Origin of the sequence: Mesorhizobium sp. AR10, assembly GCF_024746795.1 — a bacterium.
Classification (GTDB): domain Bacteria; phylum Pseudomonadota; class Alphaproteobacteria; order Rhizobiales; family Rhizobiaceae; genus Mesorhizobium.
Genome location: NZ_CP080524.1, coordinates 3,687,575 through 3,708,719, shown reverse-complemented (window position 1 = coordinate 3,708,719; position 21,145 = coordinate 3,687,575). Strand labels below are relative to the sequence as shown.

Annotated in this window: 22 protein-coding genes and 1 tRNA gene; 8 read left to right on the top strand and 15 right to left on the bottom strand. The window is 61.4% G+C overall.

Annotated features, from left to right (window positions below):
- The first annotated feature begins 169 nt into the window (after positions 1 to 169).
- Positions 170 to 643, top strand: coding sequence for an aminoacyl-tRNA deacylase (locus LHFGNBLO_RS21340; protein WP_258601330.1), 474 nt, complete (start codon positions 170 to 172; stop codon positions 641 to 643).
- Positions 644 to 699: 56 nt separating this feature from the next.
- On the opposite strand, the gene LHFGNBLO_RS21335 is transcribed toward LHFGNBLO_RS21340, so the two are convergent.
- From LHFGNBLO_RS21335 to LHFGNBLO_RS21320, 4 genes are all read right to left on the bottom strand, one after another.
- The gene (locus LHFGNBLO_RS21335; RefSeq protein WP_258601329.1) at positions 700 to 1,518 is read right to left on the bottom strand and encodes a DUF2189 domain-containing protein; all 819 of its coding nucleotides are present in this window, start codon (positions 1,516 to 1,518) and stop codon (positions 700 to 702) included.
- A gap of 377 nt (positions 1,519 to 1,895) precedes the next feature.
- The gene (gene cyoE, locus LHFGNBLO_RS21330) at positions 1,896 to 2,831 is read right to left on the bottom strand and encodes a heme o synthase (RefSeq protein WP_258601328.1); all 936 of its coding nucleotides are present in this window, start codon (positions 2,829 to 2,831) and stop codon (positions 1,896 to 1,898) included.
- A gap of 54 nt (positions 2,832 to 2,885) precedes the next feature.
- Complete coding sequence (locus LHFGNBLO_RS21325; protein WP_258601327.1) at positions 2,886 to 3,266, bottom strand: c-type cytochrome; 381 nt, start codon at positions 3,264 to 3,266, stop codon at positions 2,886 to 2,888.
- 209 nt (positions 3,267 to 3,475) lie between these two features.
- Positions 3,476 to 4,927 (bottom strand): LuxR C-terminal-related transcriptional regulator, encoded by a 1,452-nt coding sequence (locus LHFGNBLO_RS21320; RefSeq protein WP_258601326.1) that lies wholly within the window; start codon positions 4,925 to 4,927, stop codon positions 3,476 to 3,478.
- 189 nt (positions 4,928 to 5,116) lie between these two features.
- Here LHFGNBLO_RS21320 and LHFGNBLO_RS21315 point away from each other — a divergent pair, with 189 nt between their 5' ends.
- The gene (locus LHFGNBLO_RS21315) at positions 5,117 to 5,452 is read left to right on the top strand and encodes a hypothetical protein (protein WP_258601324.1); all 336 of its coding nucleotides are present in this window, start codon (positions 5,117 to 5,119) and stop codon (positions 5,450 to 5,452) included.
- A gap of 45 nt (positions 5,453 to 5,497) precedes the next feature.
- Here the strand turns inward: LHFGNBLO_RS21315 and LHFGNBLO_RS21310 are convergent, their stop codons facing one another.
- On the bottom strand, positions 5,498 to 6,022 hold the full coding sequence (locus tag LHFGNBLO_RS21310) for a hypothetical protein (protein WP_258601323.1): 525 nt from the start codon (positions 6,020 to 6,022) through the stop codon (positions 5,498 to 5,500).
- 161 nt (positions 6,023 to 6,183) lie between these two features.
- Positions 6,184 to 7,653 (bottom strand): trigger factor, encoded by a 1,470-nt coding sequence (gene tig / locus LHFGNBLO_RS21305; protein ID WP_258601322.1) that lies wholly within the window; start codon positions 7,651 to 7,653, stop codon positions 6,184 to 6,186.
- Positions 7,654 to 7,992: 339 nt separating this feature from the next.
- Here tig and LHFGNBLO_RS21300 point away from each other — a divergent pair.
- Positions 7,993 to 8,075: transfer RNA gene (locus LHFGNBLO_RS21300), tRNA-Leu, on the top strand.
- Positions 8,076 to 8,080: 5 nt separating this feature from the next.
- On the opposite strand, the gene LHFGNBLO_RS21295 is transcribed toward LHFGNBLO_RS21300, so the two are convergent.
- The 3 genes from LHFGNBLO_RS21295 to LHFGNBLO_RS21285 form a co-directional block, all read right to left on the bottom strand.
- Entirely contained in the window at positions 8,081 to 9,529 is a 1,449-nt protein-coding gene (locus tag LHFGNBLO_RS21295) for an aromatic amino acid lyase (protein WP_258601321.1), read from the bottom strand.
- A 92-nt stretch (positions 9,530 to 9,621) separates the two neighbouring features.
- Positions 9,622 to 10,203 (bottom strand): GDYXXLXY domain-containing protein, encoded by a 582-nt coding sequence (locus LHFGNBLO_RS21290; protein ID WP_258601320.1) that lies wholly within the window; start codon positions 10,201 to 10,203, stop codon positions 9,622 to 9,624.
- On the bottom strand, positions 10,200 to 11,318 hold the full coding sequence (locus LHFGNBLO_RS21285) for a DUF2157 domain-containing protein (protein ID WP_258601319.1): 1,119 nt from the start codon (positions 11,316 to 11,318) through the stop codon (positions 10,200 to 10,202). The genes LHFGNBLO_RS21290 and LHFGNBLO_RS21285 overlap by 4 nt, the downstream gene beginning before the upstream one ends.
- Before the next feature lie 235 nt (positions 11,319 to 11,553).
- Here LHFGNBLO_RS21285 and LHFGNBLO_RS21280 point away from each other — a divergent pair, with 235 nt between their 5' ends.
- The 4 genes from LHFGNBLO_RS21280 (at position 11,554) to LHFGNBLO_RS21265 (ending at position 14,244) form a co-directional block, all read left to right on the top strand.
- A complete protein-coding gene (locus LHFGNBLO_RS21280) occupies positions 11,554 to 11,694 on the top strand; it encodes a DUF1127 domain-containing protein (RefSeq protein WP_006203483.1) in 141 nt (46 codons plus the stop codon).
- Positions 11,695 to 11,743: 49 nt separating this feature from the next.
- Complete coding sequence (locus tag LHFGNBLO_RS21275; protein ID WP_258601318.1) at positions 11,744 to 11,884, top strand: DUF1127 domain-containing protein; 141 nt, start codon at positions 11,744 to 11,746, stop codon at positions 11,882 to 11,884.
- Between the two features lie 379 nt (positions 11,885 to 12,263).
- The gene (gene trmFO / locus LHFGNBLO_RS21270; RefSeq protein WP_258601317.1) at positions 12,264 to 13,694 is read left to right on the top strand and encodes a methylenetetrahydrofolate--tRNA-(uracil(54)-C(5))-methyltransferase (FADH(2)-oxidizing) TrmFO; all 1,431 of its coding nucleotides are present in this window, start codon (positions 12,264 to 12,266) and stop codon (positions 13,692 to 13,694) included.
- Positions 13,695 to 13,698: 4 nt separating this feature from the next.
- Positions 13,699 to 14,244 carry a hypothetical protein gene (locus LHFGNBLO_RS21265; protein WP_258601316.1) on the top strand — a complete coding sequence of 182 codons (546 nt, stop codon included), beginning with the start codon at positions 13,699 to 13,701 and terminating at the stop codon, positions 14,242 to 14,244.
- 8 nt (positions 14,245 to 14,252) lie between these two features.
- On the opposite strand, the gene LHFGNBLO_RS21260 is transcribed toward LHFGNBLO_RS21265, so the two are convergent.
- The 6 genes from LHFGNBLO_RS21260 to yajC all read right to left on the bottom strand — a co-directional run bounded on the left by LHFGNBLO_RS21260 (position 14,253) and on the right by yajC (position 19,910).
- Positions 14,253 to 15,203 (bottom strand): sterol desaturase family protein, encoded by a 951-nt coding sequence (locus LHFGNBLO_RS21260; protein WP_258601314.1) that lies wholly within the window; start codon positions 15,201 to 15,203, stop codon positions 14,253 to 14,255.
- Positions 15,203 to 15,637: a hypothetical protein gene (locus LHFGNBLO_RS21255; RefSeq protein ID WP_258601313.1), complete on the bottom strand. Its 435-nt coding sequence runs from the start codon at positions 15,635 to 15,637 to the stop codon at positions 15,203 to 15,205. Before LHFGNBLO_RS21255 ends, LHFGNBLO_RS21260 begins: the two co-directional genes overlap by 1 nt.
- 81 nt (positions 15,638 to 15,718) lie before the next feature.
- On the bottom strand, positions 15,719 to 16,564 hold the full coding sequence (locus tag LHFGNBLO_RS21250; protein WP_258601311.1) for a phytoene/squalene synthase family protein: 846 nt from the start codon (positions 16,562 to 16,564) through the stop codon (positions 15,719 to 15,721).
- 1 nt (position 16,565) lies between these two features.
- Entirely contained in the window at positions 16,566 to 16,955 is a 390-nt protein-coding gene (locus LHFGNBLO_RS21245; RefSeq protein WP_258601309.1) for an Mth938-like domain-containing protein, read from the bottom strand.
- Between the two features lie 14 nt (positions 16,956 to 16,969).
- The gene (gene secDF, locus LHFGNBLO_RS21240) at positions 16,970 to 19,522 is read right to left on the bottom strand and encodes a protein translocase subunit SecDF (RefSeq protein ID WP_258601307.1); all 2,553 of its coding nucleotides are present in this window, start codon (positions 19,520 to 19,522) and stop codon (positions 16,970 to 16,972) included.
- A 52-nt stretch (positions 19,523 to 19,574) separates the two neighbouring features.
- On the bottom strand, positions 19,575 to 19,910 hold the full coding sequence (yajC, locus tag LHFGNBLO_RS21235; RefSeq protein ID WP_258601305.1) for a preprotein translocase subunit YajC: 336 nt from the start codon (positions 19,908 to 19,910) through the stop codon (positions 19,575 to 19,577).
- Between the two features lie 275 nt (positions 19,911 to 20,185).
- On the opposite strand from yajC, the gene LHFGNBLO_RS21230 reads away from it, so the two are divergent.
- Complete coding sequence (locus LHFGNBLO_RS21230) at positions 20,186 to 21,061, top strand: ATP-binding protein (RefSeq protein WP_258601304.1); 876 nt, start codon at positions 20,186 to 20,188, stop codon at positions 21,059 to 21,061.
- Positions 21,062 to 21,145: the final 84 nt, after the last annotated feature.

Genomic DNA, 21,145 nt, shown 5'->3' with positions numbered 1-21,145 from the left:
GCTCGATGAGTTTCTGCAGCGGCAGCTTCAGTTGAGTGCGCTGTTTGCTGGTCGGTTGCCTTGAAACAACCGGCGACTGGACCATTTTCCAGGTATCGGAAGCGGACATCAGGAGAATGATTGCCCTCGTTTCTCCGCGAGTCGCGAACTCCGGCAAGGGAGGCCCAAGATGACCATCGCAAACAGGCTGAAGGACTATATCGACGGCAAGGGAATTTCCTACGACACCGTCGCGCATCATCGCACATCCACAACCCGGCAGTCCGCCATCGCGGCGCATGTGCCGGGCAGCATCATGGCCAAATCGGTGGTCGTTCACCACGAACTTGGCTATGCGCTGGCCGTGGTTCCCAGTACGCACAGGATCGAACTCGGCGCATTGCAGGACGTCATGGACAGGCGTCTTGGTCTCGCCTCCGAAGACGAGGTGGTTTCACTCTTCGCTGATTGCGATATCGGCGCCGTACCGCCGATCGGTGCGGCCTACGATGTGCCTGTCATCCTCGATGAGAGCCTGGGTGCCGCCGCCGACATCTATTTTGAGGGCGGCGACCACAGGACGCTGGTGCATGTAAGCGGCAAGGATTTCCGCGACCTGACCAAGGACGCGCGCCAAGCCCGCTTCAGCCACCCGGCCTACTGAAAGCTCTGATCAACTTCCGGCACCGGCGCGAGCCGGTGTCGGAAGGCAGGATTTCCTCAACTCGCCGGTTTGGCGGGCGACGGCGATTCCACAACCTTGCGGTAGACATGCCAGGTGGCGTGGCCGAGGATCGGCAACACGATCGCCAGCCCCGCAAACACCGGCAGCGAGCCGATGATCAGGGCGACGGCGACAATCAGTCCCCAGACAGCCATCGCGATCGGGTTCGCCAGAACCACACGCACCGAGGTGTGGATGGCTTCGTAGGCGCCGACGTCGCGGTCGAGCAAGAGCGGGAAAGCGACGACCGTGGTGCACAGCACGACCGCGGCAAAGACGAAGCCGATCGCGTGACCGAGAATGATCAGCGTCCAGCCGCGCCCGGTGGCGAATACTTCATTGATGAAGCCGGATATCGATTCCGGCGGGGCCGGGCCGAACAACTGCTGGTAAAACAGCTGCGCGGTCAAAAGCCAGGCGATGAAGATCGCCAACAGCATAATCCCGACCGCCGCGATGGCCGGCAGCGCCGGAGAATTCCTGATCTCGAAGGCGTGGTTCCAGGAGGCGTCGAGGCCGGCTTCGCGTCTGCGGCTGATCTCATAGAGGCCGATTGCCGCGAACGGACCGATCAGCGCAAAACCGGAGACCAGCGGAAACAACAAAGGCAACGCATTGGCGCCCGATGTCCAGGCAGCGAGCACGACGCCGACAAGCGGGTAGATCAGGCAGAGAAAAACGATATGCGATGGTTTCACCATGAAATCGGCGACGCCACGCCTGAGCGCGTCAAAAAGGTCGGAAACTCCGATTTTTCGAATTTTGGTATGTTCCAGCGTCTCGCTGGCGCCTGCTATCACGTGAAAACTTGTCATGCCCGTTCCTCCAGATCAGGTCCGGTAAGGTCGCGGTTTCACGGTGCTGCCGTTTTGCGTAAGTGGCCACGCAAAACCGCGACCTGCACCATGATCAACATACTCTATTACATGGGATTTGTCGCCCTTTGTCGGAACAGGCTCCGGCAGTCAGGCTGGCTCTGCAGGCCCTTCTTCGATATCCTCTCCAGTCGAAGGTGAAGGTCATGGACGGAAAGACGGTTCTCATACTCGGCCTTGGCGTCGTCGCTCTGCTGATCCTGGGATTCTGTGCACTGCCATTGTGACGTTTGATCTGCCTTGGGGTGCAATTCCTCCAGTGCAGCAGCCGACCAGTCGCCTCCACGGCAGACAATCCGACAACACCGGTCTTGCCGTCAATTTCCGGCTGACGTGACCGCGCGCATTGCAATGGTGTCGGCAAGCAGCATGGCAAAGATCGCGAAGAGATAGAAAATCGAGTAGGCAAACAGCGCCTTTGCGAGTTTCATTTCCTTGTCGGGGGTGACCAGGACTTTCCAGGCATGCCAGATGAAGCCCGCGCCCAATATGGTCGAAACAACCCCGTAAAATCCGCTTGCGAATCCGAACGCCCAAGGCAGCACGCCGATTGGCGCCAGAAGCAGTGAATAGGCGAAGATTTGTGTTCTGGTCGAAGCCTGGCCGGCCACGTTCGGCATCATAGGGATGCCAGCTGCAGCATAGTCGCCGGTCTTGAACAGCGCGAGCGCCCAGAAATGCGGCGGCGTCCACAGGAAAATGATCAGAAACAGGATGAGGCTTTCAATCCCGATGGCGCCAGTGGCCGCCACCCATCCGATCACCGGAGGAAGCGCGCCTGCGGCGCCGCCTATGACGATATTCTGCGGCGTCGAGCGTTTCAGCCACATCGTATAGATGACAACGTAGAAGAAGATGGTGAAGGCCAGCAGCGATGCAGCAAGCCAATCCACCAGCACGCCAAGTGTCATGACCGAAAGTGCGGAAAGCACCAGGCCGAAGCAAAGAGCTTCGCCTGGCATGACGCGGCCTGACGGGATCGGCCGCTTTGACGTGCGCGACATCAGCGCGTCAATATCGGCATCGTACCACATGTTGAGCGCCCCGGCCGCTCCCGCTCCAACCGCAATTGCCACGATTGCGATCACGGCGATGACCGGATTCATCACGCCGGGCGCCACCATCAGACCAACGAAAGCGGTAAAAACGGCAAGCGCCATGACCCGTGGTTTCAAAAGCGCGAAGAAATCACCAGCCGTCGCTTCCGAGAGGCGGATGCCGGTATCCTTGAGGCGGCTTTCCCTAGTCGACATTTTAGACGACCACCGATGGAACTAGCCGGACGAACGGCCGGCGGCAGAGCCAGGTTACTTGGAGAATTGCTTCAGGTAGGCGATGACATTGGCGACGTCTTCGTCCTTCTTGAGGCCGGGAAACGCCATCTTCGAACCTTTGACCATGCCCTTGGGATCGTGAAGGTAGGTCGTCAGCGTCGGTTCGTCCCACACGACGCCCGATTTGCCGGCCGCAATCATGGCTTCAGAATATTTGTAATCCGGATGCGTGCCGGCCGTCCGGCCGATAACGCCGTGCAGCGATGGACCGATCTTGTTCTTATCCTCGTCTGCAACGTGGCAGGCCTTGCATTTGGTGAAGACCTTCTCGCCAGCCGCGGCATCCTGTGCCTGCGATGGACTTGTGATGAAGGTCGCAACGGACACGACGGCGAAAAACGCAGCTGCGCGCATGGCATCTCCCCTCTGATCGTCTTGGACGATCTGCGCGTGCTGGTACTTTCGCCGGCATGCGCCCTTGAACCACAGAGCAGAATATCCGCTCCTCCCTTGTGGCACTACAGCATCTGCATACCACAGAATCTGGGAGGCAGGTAGAAGACACTTGATCAAGGCAACTGGGTGTTGCAAGTCCCGGCAATCTGGCCGGAATTAGCCGCTGCTTAAGGTCCAAGCAAACCCGCGCGACGGGCACCGTCGCGAATTGCGACAAGCGCTGGAGGATTGATGACGGGCCAGGCACTGATGAATCCCTCGACGGTAAAATCGGGAGATTTGTTTGCGAGGCGGGTGGCAAATTTTGCTGCCTGGGCCATCTCGCCTTGCATCGCATGGGCCATCGTTAGGAACAACAGTGTGGCCGGCGAGTCCGGCGGCGCCTGAGTCAAAGCCGCCAAGCACTCTCTGTAGAGCCCGACGACAAATGTCGATCGGCCCAGCATGCTGTAGTACCAGGAAACATGGGGATTGAGCCGTATCGCTCGCCTCGCCAGCTCGTATCCAGCTCTCGGATCGCCGGCAACGAACGTTCTTTCTCCTGCTAGCAGAGCCAAGGTATCGGCATCGTTTGGTGCGAACGCCAAGGCAAGATCGTATTCTCTTGCGGTGGCGTCGAGATCGACCTGGGCGGCTCGGAGTCCTGCCAGACATATGCGAGCATGGGTATCGCCTGCGTCAAGCGTCAACGCTCGTTCCAGACAAAGTATCGAATGTTCAATGGCAGCGCTTGGATCGTCTGTGAACGCATTGATGGCGCCGACGCTGTATGCCATCCCCAAAACTGTCCAGCCTCTGGCAAGATCCTTGTCAAGATCGACAGCTCGCGAAAGAAGCTGAACTGCCTCCTCATGCGACGCGCGGGTGTAGAGATTGTGCTGCTCGACACCAAGCAGGTAGTCGTCATATGCCTGCAAGTTAGCGGGCGGCTTTCGTCTGACGATGTCCGTCCGAAGTCTTGCAAACTTGCCGCAACAGTTGGCGAGCACATTCACGACGTTTTCGGTGACAGTATCCTGCACCTCAAACAGGTCCTCCACCAACCGATCGTACCGAGCAGTCCATAAATCTACGCCTGTTCGCGCATCGACCAACTGCACGCTGATGCGCAGCCGGGACCCTGCTGCCTGTAAGGTTCCCTCGAGCAAGTAGTCAGCGTTCAGCTCCCGCCCGATCGATCGGATGTCATCGTGCCGCCCCTTGTAGGAAAGCATGGTCTGGCGCGCGACCACTGCAAGGTCGCGGTAACGGGCGAGATCGGCCATCATATCAGCCGACAAACCATCGGCGAGACGCGTCCAACGCTCTTCGCCGCTTAAATTGTCGAACGGGATGACGGCGACAATGGGTGGGCCGGTGCCTTCTACCGTGGGGCCACCGGTTCGTATGTCGACGCTGTCTTGCTCTCGGTGGTCGGCAAGCAAGATCGCCAGCGCCATTTTGCTGCCAACCCCGAGTTTCCGATAAATCGCCGACAGATGCGTGCGGACGGTGGTAGGCGCAATAAAAAGCGCCTCGCTGATTTCGCGATAGGTCATCCCCTCGGCGAATTTTGCCGCAACCAGCCGCTCCCGATCCGACAGACCGGTGAGAGGATTGTCCTCGACGCGAAACTGCAAATCGCTACCCCATGCAAGGTGGTGCTGAAATGCCGAGGTCTACTGACTGCCCCGAAAATACTACAAATGCGACGCGGAAAACACTGCATCTGCACGATACCGCCTGACGGTCGACGACTTTAGCCTTCGTCAATGGGGTGGCCTCCAGATCGGTCGGACCCCTGATCTGGTTCGGATCGGAGGCGCGTGATGAGAAAGCTGTCTGTTTTGGCCGCAGCGCAATTGCTGGCTCTGTCAACAGGGCCGAGCATGTCGGAAGGCGCGCACGGTCTGCGCATTCTGGTCTCGGAAGACGCTGTGAGAAGAGAGAGCGTGCGGCTGTATTCCGACCTCCTGAACCGGGCATGCAGGAAAGGATGGCACTATCCCAGGAGCCAAATCGAGAGCGGCTTCAAACGGCATTTCGAGGAGCTAAAATTGCAAATTCTCGATCAGGGCCTCACTATCATCTTTGATACGAAGGCGAATAATCTGCCCCAAAGCATTCCGGACATTGGCAGTTGCAGTCAAACACCGACGTCCTAGTCGCATCGTCGGCCGGCGATCCCGACGCGGGAAATATTTGCGGCATCAAGGCACCTGGGTGTTGCAAGTCCCGGCAATCTGGCTAACCGCCTCACCAAGCCCGGCAAGGTCGAAGTCGGCCTCGCCTCGTCCCGACAACAGGCCGAACCGCCAGGAAAGCAGGAGCCGGTTCGCGCTGACGAGTCGCTTGATGCCGTCAGAACCGTCCCGGACCAGCATCCTGCCATGCGTGCCGACTGACCAACTCTCATCGAGCTTGCTGCCCTGGTCCACCGTAACCGACATGGTGAGGGTCCGAGTTGCCGAAACGCTGTCGTTCAGCTGCAGCCATTCGCTCCAGTTCGGCTCGCCACCGGGTCGGCAGGCGATGGTCAAAATCGGACTGTAGCCCAACGCACCGCCGCCGGTGATCAGCTTGTTGGTGGCGTAGAGCGAGGCCGTGACCAAACCATCGCTACCGGTGTCAAACCGCCAATTGTCAAGAACGGCATCTGCCCGGGCGATGCCACAGACCGAGGCGAGAGCGACCGCCGTGGCAACCACGCCTCGCATTCCGACGAAATGCCTCACGATGCCTCCACGACCCTGCGCTTTGCAACACAGCAGCAGATAGTGATCAAGGTTTCGTATCGCCAGCCGGCGTCAGTCACTTGCCAGGGAGTCTGTTGCCTCAACGCCACAACGAAAAAGGCCGCCTTACGGCGGCCTTCCTGTTTCAGTGGAATATAATGTTATTCGGCGTCCTTGGCCGCCTTTTTCTTCGGCGCGGCCTTCTTCTTGGGCTCTTCTGCGTCATCAGCCTTGGCATCAGCCTTCTTGGCAGCGGCTTTCTTCGCCGGCTTTGCCTTGGCTGTTTCGGCCTCTTCGTCGTCGGCCATCAGCTCTTCCTTGCTGACCTTGACGTCGGTGACCGAAATCTGGCCGAGCAGATGGTCGACCACCTTCTCCTCGAACATCGGCGCGCGCAGCGTGTTCAGCGCTTCCGGGTTGCTGCGGTAGAATTCGAAGGCTTCCTGCTGCTGGGCGGCCGGATAGCGGCGCACCTGCTCGAACAGGCCGCGCTGCAATTCCTCATCCGAAACGGTGACACCGGCCTTCTCGCCGATTTCGGCAAGCACCAGGCCGAGACGCACGCGGCGCTCGGCAAGCCGAAGATATTCGGCGCGTGCCTCTTCTTCCGTCGTCTCCTCGTCGGCGAAGGTGCGGCCGGCGGCTTCGAGATCGCGGTTGACCTGGGTCCAGATGTTGTTGAACTCGGCTTCGACAAGCTTCGACGGCGCTTCGAACGAATAGGCGGCGTCGAGCTGATCGAGCAGCTGGCGCTTGACCTTCTGGCGCGTCATCGAACCGAACTGGTTCTCGATCTGGGTGCGCACCACCTCGCGCAGGCGCTCCAGCGACTCGAGACCGAGGTTCTTGGCGGTCTCGTCATTGATTTCCAACGCGCCGGGCTTGGACACTTCCTTGACGGTGACGTCGAAGGTCGCTTCCTTGCCGGCCAGATGCGCCGCCTGGTAGTTTTCCGGGAAGGTGACCGTCACCTGCTTCTCGTCGCCAGCCTTGGCGCCGACAAGCTGGTCCTCGAAGCCGGGAATGAACTCCTTGGAACCGAGCACCAGCGGCTGGTCGGTGCCGGCGCCGCCAGCGAAGGCTTCGCCGTCGATCTTGCCGACATAGTCGATGCTGACGCGGTCGCCTTCGGCGGCCTTGCCGGTCTTCGGCTCGTAGGTGCGCGCCGATTCGGCAACGCGCTGAACCTGCTCGTCGATCTCGGTATCAGGCACATCGAACACCTGGCGTGTTACCTTGATGTCCGAGAAATCCTTGATCTCGATCGCCGGGATGATCTCGTAGTTGATGCTGAACTCGAAGTCGGCACCGCCGGCCAGGATCTTCTCGGCTTCCTTCTCGTCCTCGGTCATGATCACTTCAGGCTGCATGGCGGCTTTTTCGCCGCGCCCGGTGATGATCGAACGGGTCGAATCGTTGAGAATCTCGTTGACCACTTCGGCCATGAACGACTTGCCGTAGACCTTGCGCAGGTGCTGCACCGGCACCTTGCCGGGGCGGAAGCCGTTGATGCGGACCTTGTTCCTGGCGTCGGAAAGCCGCGCCATCAGCTTGGCCTCCATGTCACCGGCCGGCACGGTGATCTTGATCTCGCGCTTGAGACCGGAGTTGAGCGTTTCGGTGACCTGCATCGTAAAACCTTTTTTTCACCAATGAGGCTGCCAAACGGCTCCTGCCGTTTACCGCCTGCCGGTACAATCTTGCCGGGAATGGCTTTTGGTACGGAACCTGGCGATTTGACCGCAAAAGCGGCTCAAATTCCCCCAAACTGCGCTCCAAAATGTGAATAAGTCTTTGTTTTTCCTACTTCTTATCACATTCTGCAGAAGCGGATCGTCGCGTCCCGTCACATTTGACACGCCTTTTGTCACAGGCGCGGCTGATTTTCAACCATCTTCGCGTTGCAGCGAATAGTGCCATTTTGGCCCTGACATTGACAGAATGATGGCTACATGAGATTGCCGGGCAGCGCGGGTATGGCGGAATTGGTAGACGCACCAGATTTAGGTTCTGGCGTGAAAGCGTGGGGGTTCGAGTCCCTCTACCCGCACCAGCAACTTACTTCTCGAAGACCTGCCTGGTGAACCACTCACTCAAATCCGCAAGTTCGGGTCCCAGCACGCGGTCGGCCTCGACCGGCGGCACGATCGTCCTGACATCCGCCACGAAGGCCTGAAGCGCCGGCGGTGCGGCGCGCTCCGTGACGTGCAGCGCCTGCGAGGCGATCATGGCCAGCATCGCCATCGCCGCATCGACGCAGCGGCCGGCGGTCGCTTCCTTCGACCAGGCGAAGAACACCGTCGTGGCGACATCGTCCTGCCCGGCGCCGGCCGATTCCGTTCCCGGGATGAAGGTGCGCTGCGCCGCAAGCTTGGCTTGCTCGAGATAGCCGGTGATCGCCATTGGCACATAGCCGACATTGCCGTGGCCGTCGCTGTCGGCCCAATGCCGCCCGGTCATCAAAAGGTCGGGCAGCAGCGACACCTTGCCGTTCAAGAGCTTTGAACTGTGGCGGTCGCAAAGCAGGCAGAGATCGGCCCATATCGCCGCCAGATCATCCAGCGCCGGCGTTGCCATGGCGTTGTGATAGCCTCCGGTGCTGATGCAACGACCGAGCGGGTGAACGTCGTCGGGCGGGATGTAGACAGGATTGTCCGATATCGAAGCCAGCGACACAGTGGCTGCCCGCTCGGCCGAAGACAGTGCTCGATGTGCGTGCCCCAGTATGCGTGGTACGATGCGGTAGCTGACCGGCGCCTGATAATTGCGCCGCCCGTCTCCGGCGCCGACGAGGAACTCCCGCAATCCGCGCAGGGCGGTTGCTTCGTGCTCGTCGCCCCAAAGCACGTCGAGTGCAGGATCATAGTGTTCGAGCGGCGCGCGAAACGCTTCGATCGACAGCGCAAAGACCTTTTGCGCCAGGCGAACGCGGCGGCGGGCCGCCAGCGCCGCATCGGCCACAAGGGCTGCAGCGCAGGGCGACCCGTTGATCAGCGAGCCCCGTTCCTTGACCTCGAGGTCGAAGCGCGTCGAAAGCTCCGCAAACAGCGGATAGAGGGCGAGTATTTCGCCGGCACCGCCCTGGCCGGTGGATGGCACCATCGGCATCGGGCCGCCGGCCAGCATCGCAGCGACGGCGAGCGCGATGCGTGGTGTGGTCGCGGCGTTTCCTTCAAGGAAATTGGTCAGGCGGGCGAGCACGATCGCCCTGACCACGCGATCCGGCAGAGGATCGCCAAACGAGGTGGCGGCTGCGAAGGCCTTGATGCGCGCATGGCGGTCCCGCTCGTCATGTTCGAGCCGCCGGCTCGCCAGTTCCCCCATGGCGGTGGTGACGCCATAGATGACCGGGGGAGGATCAGACTCGATAAGTCGCAGGAACGATGCGCGGCATTCTGCGATGCGTTGCAGGGCCTTGCCGCTGATTTCGACCCTGTCCTTTTTCCAGGCGACGCGAAAAACGGTGTCGAGATTGATGTCTTCTCGCGTCGTCAGGGTAATTGTCACGCTTCACACCATTCCACGCAGAAGGTCATCGAAATTCGCAAGGTGGCCGCCACCAAGATCTGCACCTCGGCCACGCTTTCTAATCACGCATTCTAATAGGCCGGTTCCTCGAACAGCGTCTTGTCGCCGTCCATCAACGCCTTGACCTGCGCAGTGCCGTCGCTGGCGAGCGCGGCCCGGATGCCGAACGGACGTACCCGCATATCGTTCTGGATCGCCATCCCCTCGCCTTCCGGCAGATAGAAGCGCTCGATGCCAAAATCCGGAGCGATCGTCGTCTCCGGGTTGAGATCCCAGCCCGCGGCCACGTGCCCGACGATATCGGCTTCGTCGGAAGCTGCCGACGCCGGCGCTTGCCCGAACCAGGCGGTGGTCGGCAGCCAATAGCCGTCAGTGCCCTTTTTCAGCCTCACCACGATCGGCGTGTCGTCGCTGGTAAGCTTGCCGGCCGGAATGTTGGCGATCATCTTCACCGGTATCCGCGAAATATCGTAGCTGAGGATGATGTAGTCCCCACGCAACAGGTCGCGCGGATCGATCGGCTCGACCTTTAGAAGGACCTCCTTGCCGTCGCGCAGGATCGCCGCCCGGCCGGCGATGATCCAGCTCAGGAAGCCGATCTGGACGAGCGCCAGCACCAGCGCCGAGATAACAAGTCTCTTTCCGGTCATCATGCCGCCGCTCCTTCTGTACTGGGCGCCTTCATCCGCTTCTCGATGCGGATGATGACAAGAGCAAGGATGCCGAGAAGCACCGCCGCCGCCAGGAAGAAGCCTGCGGTGTCAAGCATCGACTGCAACATCACCACATAGATGATCGCAAGTTCGAAGGCGAAGCCGGCATAGGCAACCCAGCGCAATCCCCTGCTCTCGCGTCCACCCAGCATGATCGCCGCGACAATGCCGGCGAGCGCGATAGCCGAGGCAATGGCAAAGCCGCCATTGGCGTTGCTTTCATCGGCCAGCTCGAACTGGATCATCGCCAGGCCGGTGAGAAAGCCGATCAAAGCGTGCAAGGGCAGCCGGCCGCCGAGCTGTACGATCCTGTCGACAGGTTCGGCAGCGAAGGTCGCCGCCGCGAAAAGCAGCGCCGACGCGACAACCAGCGGGACAGCGACCTGCAGCGTGTCGTGGTGCATGGCCAACAGCACGAGATAGAAGATGACCGACAGGATGATCAGGTGCCGCGCCGCCTGGCTGCGGGTCCAGAACGAGATGGCGAACAGCACCAGCGCCATGACGACGAAGAAATGCGGAAATTCCGTGCGGTTGTAATAATCGAACCCCTTGAAGAACAGCCAGGCATCGGCGATGCCGACGGCGGCGACTGTCAAGGGATTGGAGCGCAACGCGACCGCCGCCAACGCCGTACCCGCGCCCCAGGTGATCAAGGCCGACGCCTCGTCGCCGGACAGATGATACATCTGGCCGATCAGCGCGATCGAGCCGCCGAATGCCGCTGCCGCGACGATCCAGAGCGCCTCGCCGATCGCCGCATGGTCGCGCGTCTTCAGCACCGCGCCGCCGACATAGCCGGCGAGGATGATGGCAAAGAGTGCCGCGACCCGGGCCAGCCGCGGGATGGCTTCCCAGTTGGCGGCGACGAAGATCAGGATTGCCGCCCCAAACAGCAGCGCCGCCATCATCGCCAGGATCGAGCCGAAGCTCAGCGATTTGCGCTCGTTGGCCTCGACGTCGCGCTCCAGCGCATCGGCCGTCGGCGTGTCGATCAGGCCTGTCTTCAGCCACCGTGCTATATCCGCCCTGACCCGTGACGAATAGCTCGCCATACCCTTCTCCCCAGCTTGGTCATTTTTTCAGCCGATCCGGGCAAGCCGTTGACGCAACGGCATTTTCCGATTCGGGTTTGTTTGTGTCGAAGACGTGAACGCGCGTTAATATTGCATTGCACAATTTGCATTGCTGCTATGCACCAATAGCGCTTTTAAATCGATACAGGTCCACCTATCTTCATGGCGTACTGAAAGACGGAATGATCCGAAAGAAAGACGAAACGAGAATACCATGAACCTGATCCGCAACTACCGCAACTGGCGCCGCTACCGGAACACCGTTTCCGAGCTGAGCCGCCTGAGCAACCGTGAACTGAACGACCTCGGCATCGGCCGCAGCGACATTCACTACGTCGCCCGCAAGGCGGTCTAATCCTCTTCGGGCCGCAAATGGTCCGAACCAGTTTGAAAAGAGAACGACAATGAACCTGATCCGTAACTATCGTAACTGGCGCGTCTACCGCGACACCGTTAACGAGCTGGGTCGCCTTTCGAACCGCCAGCTCCATGATCTCGGCATCATCCGCGACGAGATCAAGCACGTCGCCCGCAAGGCGCTCTGAAGTTAAGGAATTTCGCCAGGGTCGACCTCCTCCCCGACCCTGACGGATACGGTCAGCCTTCACCTCCTCCCGAGGGTTGACCACCAAAACGGCGCCCGCCGCACCTCCTCCCGCGGCGGGCGTTGTTTCCCGAAAAGGGTTTCGCCCCCTTTCACGAAGCGAAAGAGATTTCGTCTTCAGGCGAAAAGAATTTCGTCAAAGCCGACCTCCTCCCCGGCGATGACGAATACGGTCGATCTTCACCTCCTCCCGAGGATCGACCACCAAAACGACACCCGCCGGACCTCCTCCCCCGGCGGGTGTTGTTGTTTTTGGGGCAGGCTTTCCCCCCTCATCGCGCCAATTGCAATCGCAGCTGCAAGCGATTATTCCGGCGCTCATGAGCAAAAATCCCATTCACATCATCGGCGGCGGCCTCGCCGGTTCCGAAGCGGCATGGCAAGCAGCGCAAGCCGGCGTGCCGGTCGTGCTGCATGAAATGCGTCCCGTCCGCGGCACCGACGCCCACAAGACGGATGGGCTGGCCGAGCTCGTCTGTTCGAATTCCTTTCGCTCCGACGACGCCGAAAACAATGCGGTCGGCCTGTTGCACGCCGAAATGCGGCTGGCCGGCTCGCTGATCATGAGCGCCGGCGACGCGCACCAGGTGCCGGCCGGTGGCGCGCTTGCCGTCGACCGCGACGGGTTTTCGCAAGCGGTGACCAAAAGGCTCGAGGCGCATCCACTCATCACCATCCAGCGCGAGGAAGTGCCGGGGCTGCCACCGACGGACTGGGATCAGGCGATCATCGCCACCGGCCCGCTGACCGCGCCTGGGCTTGCCCAGTCGATCGCGGAAGTGACCGGCGCCGACGCGCTCGCCTTCTTCGACGCCATTGCGCCGATCGTCCATTTCGACTCTATCGACATGGACATCTGCTGGTTCCAGTCGCGTTACGACAAGGTCGGGCCCGGCGGCACCGGCAAGGACTACATCAACTGTCCCCTGGACAAGGAGCAGTACCTGGCCTTCGTGCAGGCGCTGGTCGACGGCCAGAAAACCGAATTCAAACAATGGGAAGGCACGCCCTATTTCGACGGCTGCCTGCCGATCGAGATCATGGCCGAACGCGGCGTCGAGACGCTGCGCTATGGACCGATGAAGCCGATGGGGCTGACAAACGAGCACAATCCGACGGTGAAGGCCTATGCCGTCGTCCAGCTGCGGCAGGACAATGCGCTGGGCACGCTCTACAACATGGTGGGCTTCCAGACCAAGCTGAAGCATGCCGAACAGGTGCGCGTGTTCCGCACCATACCGGGCCTCGAAAATGCCGACTTCGCCCGCCTCGGCGGCCTGCACCGCAACACCTACATCAATTCGCCGACCTTGCTCGACTCCTCGCTGCAGCTGAAGTCGCGCCCCGGCCTGCGCTTTGCCGGCCAGATCACCGGCTGCGAGGGCTATGTCGAGAGCGCGGCCATCGGCCTGCTGGCCGGCCGCTTCGCCGCCGCCGAGCGGCTCGGCCACGCACCATCGCTGCCGCCGCTGACCACCGCCCTCGGCGCGCTGCTCAACCACATCACCGGCGGCCACATCGTTTCCGACGACGAGCCAGGAAAACGTTCGTTCCAGCCGATGAACGTCAATTTCGGCCTGTTCCCACCCCTGGACCCCGGCACCAAGCTGCGGCCCGACGGGCTCGAGGGTCGCTTTCGCGGCAAGGAAAAGTCGATCGCGAAAAAGAAGGCGACGACAGCGCGGGCACTGCGGGACTGCCGCGAATGGCTGGGCTTGCCGGCGCCGACGGCGCAAGCTGCCGCGGAGTAGCCGCGTGCCTGGATCCGAATTCGGCACGATCCCTCAGCTTCTGCCACCGGGCTGGCCGGAGAGTGAGGAACCATTCGCCGGCGACTACGAGATCTTCTGGAGCATCTACATCCGGTGCAACAACAGGCGGAAGTTGCGCCAGGTTCACATACCGGCGCTTGAAGCGATGATCGGCCAGCCCCATGGAGGCAAGGGCTGGGTGCTTGAAAACGAAGACTACAACGAGAACCGCGATCGAAGCTTGCAAAGGATCGTTGCCGTGCAGCGCCTTGAGGGCCCGTACAACGACCGATTCCTCGTTGATTTCATGAAGACGCTCTATTCGTTGTCGCCGTCGTGGACCATCCAAGCCCGCCTCAATCCGTCACATCCTCACGGCGTGTATGTCAACGCGCGATTTGCACGAGAGACAGCCCCAGAGGCACCGGCAGTTGTCGATGCAATGGTCGAGTTGGAGGGCAGTTTCAGGGACGCCATGGGTGGCGAATCCGGACGTTACCTCGGGACGGGCCAACGTATTGGCGGTGATTCTGCAGCCGGCGGATCGTGATAGATTGGCTACTCTGCGGGCTCGGCGGTCACTGGCGGCAGGCCCGGCTTGCCCGCCTCGCCGGGATTTCGCCTGACATAGGCCGCCTTCAGGCTTTCCGAGGTTTCGCGCGAGCCGTCGTGGCTCCAGCCAGGCGGCTTGATCAGGTAGTTCAGGCGGTCGCTGAGCGTAAGCCTTGGCGCGAAGGCATCCGCGAACATGCCGATCCATTCGTGGAAGGCGACTTTCAGCGGATTGAAGGTGCCGATATTCTTGACGATGCCGTAGCGCGGCCGGTCTTCCTCCAATTCCTCGACGAAAGTCCCGAACATGCGGTCCCAGATGATCAGCGTGCCGGCATAATTGGCGTCGAGATAGCGCGGATTGGTGGCGTGATGGACGCGGTGGTGAGACGGCGTGTTGAAGACGAACTCGAACCAGCCCCACATCTTGCCGATGGCCTCGGTGTGGATCCAGAATTGCCAGACGAGGTTGAAGCCGAAGGTGAAGGCAATGACGGCCGGATGAAAGCCGAGCAGCACCAGCGGCGCCTGCAGCACAAACATGAAGGTGAACAGGCCGGTCCAGCTCTGCCTGAGCGCTGTCGATAGATTGTAGTGCTGGCTGGAATGGTGGTTGACGTGCTCGGCCCACACCCAGCGCACGCGGTGCGCGATGCGGTGATAGACATAGTAGCGAAGATCATCGAGCAGGAAGGCCGCCAGGAACACCCACACCGATAGGCCGAGATCGAAAACCCTGAACTGCCAGAGCCAAAGCAGCGCCCAGTAGGACACGACGCCGAGCAGCAGCCCGGCAACGACATTGCCGGTGCCCATCGTCAGGCTGGTCAAGGTGTCGCGCGTCTCGAACGAGCCCTTGGCGCGGCCGGTGCGCACCAGCCAAAGCTCGATCAGGATCGCGGCGACGAAGAACGGGATGGCGAGCTGGGTGACTTGCGGGAAATTGTAGTCGTCCATCACGCGGCCTCCTTGGCCTGGTCCGGCTGTGCCGGTGCCAGTGCAGCCGTCACGAAGCCGGCGTCCGCCTCATCGGCGAAAGTGAATCGCCCGCCCTTCCAGGTGAAGTCGGCAAACCGGAGAGAGAGCGTACCGGCGTCATCGACATTCAAAGCCACAACATCGGCAGGCGTAACGATGCGCGTCAAAAAACAGTCGCCGACGCTGTGGACGATCCCGGTGCGCCCTCGCCCAAGGTCGAGAAACGCCGTCCTGCTGTCCACCGTCAGCCGGACCGCTGTCGCCAATTCATCGGGAAAATCATTTGCAAAACGGCTCAACGCCTGATCCGCGCTGCCGAGCGTCGCCGTCTTGCTGCCGCCGGTGAAGTGCACGGCCAAGACCGACAACGCAATGCCGAAGACGACGATTGCGATCAACACAGGCAGGCTCATGGATGGGTATCTCCTCCGGCCGGTGCGCGTTTTGCACACGGTTCCGACCCCGAAGGAGTCCTAGCACGGTTGACGTTTACGTCAAAGAGGTGGCCAGCCTTGCGTCGCGCGGCGCAACAGCAGCCAATGCCGGCGCACAGCCGAGAGCCGCGCCACGTTGCCCAGAACTGAATGACGGGCGCTTTCCATCTTGCCGAGATAGGCGCGCGACAGCGCCAGCGGCAGGAATGCTGGACGCAGCGAGACCGGCAATGCCGGTGCCCCTTGCTCAAAGGCTGAAAAATGCTCCTGCGCCAGCGCGATCATTGCGGTCACCGCCCGCTCCGCGCCAGGACCGCCATCGCCAGCGACGAATTCTTCCGGCGACGATCCTGCGGCCGCCAGGATGTCGGCGGGCACGAAGCATTGGCCGCGCTTGCGGTGCAGCGGCAGCAGGAGCAGCAGGCCGGTCATCGCCTGCGCGCAGCCTGCCCGGCCGGCAAGTTCGGCAAAGCGCGGCGCTTCGACCGGATCGAGCACCATCGCCGCGAGCTGGATGAGTGCAGCAGCCGTCTCGCCGCAGTAGCCTTCCAGATCGGTGCGCGACGGCATCGGGTCGTCATAGAGGTCGAAGATACGCGCTTCGAGCATGTTCTCGAATGCCGGTTTCGGCAGGCGGTGGGCGGAGATCGTCGCCTTCAAGGCGTCGGCGACAGGGTGTCCGACGCCACCATCTTCCGCAGCGATGACATCGCGCCACCATTGCAGCCGCACCTCACCCGGCAGCGCCTCATGGATGCGGTCGCGAATGCCTGATATCTCGGCATTGAAGGCATAGAGCGAAAACAGCGCGTCGCGCTTGTCCGCGGGCGCGTAGAGTGCTGAGAGATAGCGGTCATGGTCGGCGGCGCGCACCGCTTCCATGACGAACTTGATGGTGTCCGCCATATCAGTCGACGGCGATGAGCGCGGCGGCCACGGCGCGGTTTTCCGCCAAGAGGACATTGTAGGTCCGCACCGCCGCGCCGGTGGACATCGGATCGGACGAGATGCCCGCCGCTTTCAACGCGGCACGCAGTGCAGCCGGCAAGGGTCTGAGATCCTTGCCGGTGCCGACCAGCAGGATCTCGACCGCCCCTGCCTCGGCTAGCAGCCTGTCGAAATCGGCCACCGACAGCGCCATGGGATCGGCCGGCTCCCAGCCATGGATGCCGGAGGGCAGGCACAAAAGCGAGCCACGATGCGACATGTCGGCAAAGCGAAACCCGCCATTGCCGTAAGCCTCGATTGGCGCGCGGCCGGGGAAATGCGCCTCGCGGATGACGATGCCCTTGGCCACCTCCGCGGCGACCGTCAGGTCGCCACGGCTTTGCCGCCGCTCACTGGCTTTTCCTCGTCGGAGGTTGCGTTCTCGCCCCGCAGCTTGAACAGGATGAGCAGTGGCGCGGCAATGAAGATCGACGAATAGGTTCCGAAGACGACGCCGAACAGCATCGCCAGCGTGAACGAACGGATCACCTCGCCGCCGAACAGCACCAGCGCCAGCAGCGCCAGAATCGTCGTCACCGCGGTCAGCGTCGTTCTCGACAGCGTTTCGTTGATGGCGTTGTTCAACAATTGCGGCAGCGGCATTCGCTTGTATTTTCGCAGATCCTCGCGAACGCGGTCATAGACGACGATCGTATCATTCAGCGAATAGCCGATGATGGTCAGGATCGCCGCCAGCGACGACTGGTTGAATTCGAGACCGGTGATGACGAAGAAGCCGAGCGTCATGACGATGTCGTGGACGGTCGCAATGATGGCGCCGACCGCGAACTGCCATTCGAAGCGGAACCAGACATAGAGCAGGATGCCCAGCAGCGCGACCAGCATGGCGATCGTGCCTTGCTTGGCGAGCTCGCCGGAAACCGTCGGCCCCACCACTTCGACACGGCGGAAGTCATAGTTGTCCTGCAGTTCGCCGCGCACCTTGTCGATGACGGTCTGCTCGGCATTCTCGCCGCCGTCCTGCGTGCCGACACGGATCAGCACATCGGTCGGCTCGCCGAACTGCTGCACCTGCACCTCGCCGATGTTGAGTTCCGAAAGCCTGCCGCGGATGTCGCCAAGATCGGCGTTGCCATTCTTGGCCTTGACCTCGATCAGCGAACCGCCCTTGAAGTCGATGCCGTAGTTGAGGTCCATCGTCATGAACAGCACCACCGACAGGACCGAAAGCAGGCTGGACAGCGCGAATGTCCAGCGGCGGATGCCCATGAACGGAATTCTCGTACCGGGCGGAATGAAGGTCACCGGAGCCCGCGGCAACTCCTTCGGCCGCGCGCGGCGAAGCCAGATCGACACCAGCAGCCGGGTGAAGGTGAACGCGGTGAAGACGGTGGTCAGGATGCCGATGGCGAAGGTGATGGCAAAACCTTTGACCGGCCCGGTGCCGATCCAGAACAGCACCACCGTCGCGATCAGCGCCGTGACGTTCGAATCGACGATGGTCGCCAGAGCCTTGGTGAAACCGGTGTCGATCGCCTGGATCACCGAGCGGCCGCTTCGTCGCTCCTCACGAATGCGCTCATAAATGAGAACGTTGGAATCGACCGCCATGCCGATGGTCAGCACGATACCGGCGATGCCTGGCAAGGTCAGCGTCGCGCCGAGCAGCGACAACAGCCCGATGATCATCGCCACATGCACCGCCAGCGCGATATTGGCGAGGAAGCCGAGGAAGCCGTAGGCGACGAACATGAAGACGACGACGAGGATCGAACCAATGATGCCGGCGACCTTGCCGGCATGGATGGAATCCTGGCCGAGACCCGGACCCACCGTACGCTCCTCGATCACCGTCAGCGTTGCCGGCAGCGCGCCGGCGCGCAGCAGCACCGCAAGGTCGTTGGCGCTCTGGGCAGTGAAACTGCCGGAAATCTGGCCGGAGCCGCCCAGGATCGGCTCGCGGATCTGCGGCGCCGAAATCACCTGATTGTCGAGGATGATGGCAAACAGCTTGCCGACATTCTGCGAGGTCGCCTGGCCGAAGCGTGCCGCCCCCTTGGAATCGAAGGTGAACGAAACCACCGGCTCGTTGGTCTGGGAATTGAACGTCGCTTGCGCATCGGCGAGGTTTTCGCCCGAAACGATGACGCGGTTCTCGATCAGGTACGGAACCGGCGGATCGTCCTGCGAATACAGCACCGAAGACCCCGCGGGCGGGCGGCCGTTGAGCGCATCCTGCACCGGCATCGACTGGTCGACCATCTGGAAGGTCAGCTTGGCGGTCTGGCCAAGAATTTCCTTCAGCCTTTGCGGATCCTGCAGACCCGGCACCTGGACCAAAATGCGGTCATCACCTTGCCGCTGCACGATCGGCTCGGTCGTGCCCAGTTCGTTGACGCGGCGATCGACGACCTCGATCGACTGCGTCAGCGCCGTCGACGTGCGGTATTTGATGCCGGCGTCGGTGACGGTGAATTTGAGCAGGCCGGGCTCGGAATCATCCAGCGACATCTCCTGGACGGAGCCACCGGTGAACAGGCCTGCTGCCACCGGATCGGTCAATGTCTTGAGCGCCTTCTTGGCGGCATCGACCTGGGCAGGATCGGTGATGCGGACCTGCACGGTCCGGCCCGATCCACCAAGACCGGTGTAGCCGATCTTAGCATCGCGCAGCAGCGTCCTGATTTCGTCGCGCGTCGTCTCCAAACGGTCCTTGACCAGTTCGTTTGGATCCATCCTGAGCAGGATGTGCGAGCCGCCCTGAAGATCGAGGCCGAGCGTCATCTGCCGCTTCGGCACCCAGTTTGGAAGCTTGGCCAACGTACTGGCAGGAAAGAGATTGGGCGCAGCGAGGACCACGGTGGCGGCCACGGCCAGCCAGATCAGGATCATCTTGAAGCGCGAAAAATATAGCATTGTCTATCGTCCGTTCAGGCGTACAAGCGGCAGCGTTCCGCCTTCAATTCGATTATTTCTTGGCGTTCTGGTTCGCCACAGGCTCGCCCTTGACCCGCACATCGGCGATCGTCGAGCGCAGCGCCGTTACCTTGGTGCCGCCGAGATCGATCTCGAGCTCATTGTCGTCGATCACCTTGGTCACCTTGCCGACGAAGCCACCGCCTGTGACGACCGTGTCGCCGCGGCGTACCGCCGCCAGCATCTCGGCGCGCTTCTTCAGCTGCGTGCGCTGCGGCCGGATGATCAGAAAATACATGATCACGAAAATCAGGACAAACGGCAAAATGCTGATGAACATATCGGGCGTGGTGCCGACGCCTTGGGCGTATGCCGGTGTGACGAACATCAAGATCTCCTGAATGGTGAAAAACCGCCACAAGGCGGCCCCGCGAAATTTGGCCGGAATATAGTCGGTAAAGTTGCCAATGCAACTGCGCCGCCCGGCATTTCAGCTGCTTTTCCGGCCGGTTGACCCGTGTTAGAGCATGTTGCCGAAAAGTGGAGCCCCGTTTCCGGAAAAGATCACGCTCAAACAAAAGGTTGGAAGCGGTTTTTATGTCGTCGCAATGAAGTAGGTTTCCGCCCGCACGCTCCCGAATGCAAAAACAAAAAGACACAAAAATGACCGACAGCACCATCGACGCCTTGAACAAGAAGCTCGACCGCCTGATCGAGGCGGTCTCTCGCCTCGCCCCGCCGCCGGTGCCGCAAACCGACCTTGCCGAGGCAGATTGCTTCGTCTGGCAGGCCGATCCCGGCTATCTCGAGCCGGTGCGCAAGGTCAACCGCGTTGACATCGGGCTGATCCGCGGCGTCGACCGCGTGCGCGACATTTTGGTCGACAACACCGAGCGCTTCGCCTCCGGCTACGCCGCCAACAACGTGCTGTTGTGGGGCGCGCGTGGCATGGGCAAATCCTCGTTGGTCAAGGCGGTGCACGCCGCGATCAACGCCTCGGCCAAACTGGACCTGCCGCTCAAGCTGATCGAGATCCATCGCGAGGACATCGACACGCTGCCGAAGCTGATGGGACTACTGAAGACGGCGCCCTTTCGCGTCATCCTGTTTTGCGACGACCTGTCGTTCGACCATGACGACACCTCCTACAAATCGCTCAAGGCAGCGCTTGAAGGTGGCGTCGAGGGCCGCCCAGCCAACGTGATCTTCTATGCCACCTCGAACCGGCGCCACCTGTTGCCGCGCGACATGATCGACAATGAGCGTTCGACCGCCATCAACCCGTCGGAGGCGGTCGAAGAGAAAGTCTCGCTGTCCGACCGTTTCGGCCTGTGGCTCGGCTTTCACAAATGTTCGCAGGACGAGTATCTCGACATGATCGACGGCTATATCCGCCATCACGACCTCGCCATCGACCCCGAGACGCTGCGTGCCGAGGCGCTGGAATGGGCGACGACGCGCGGCAGCCGTTCCGGTCGCGTCGCCTGGCAGTTCACCCAGGATCTGGCGGGCCGGCTCGGCAAGCCGCTTAGGGATTAGCAACTGAAAAAGCCCGCCCCTTGCGGAGCGGGCTGAGCCGGCGGGCCGGACTGGAGGTCAGGCGGCACACAAATGCTTTTTTTC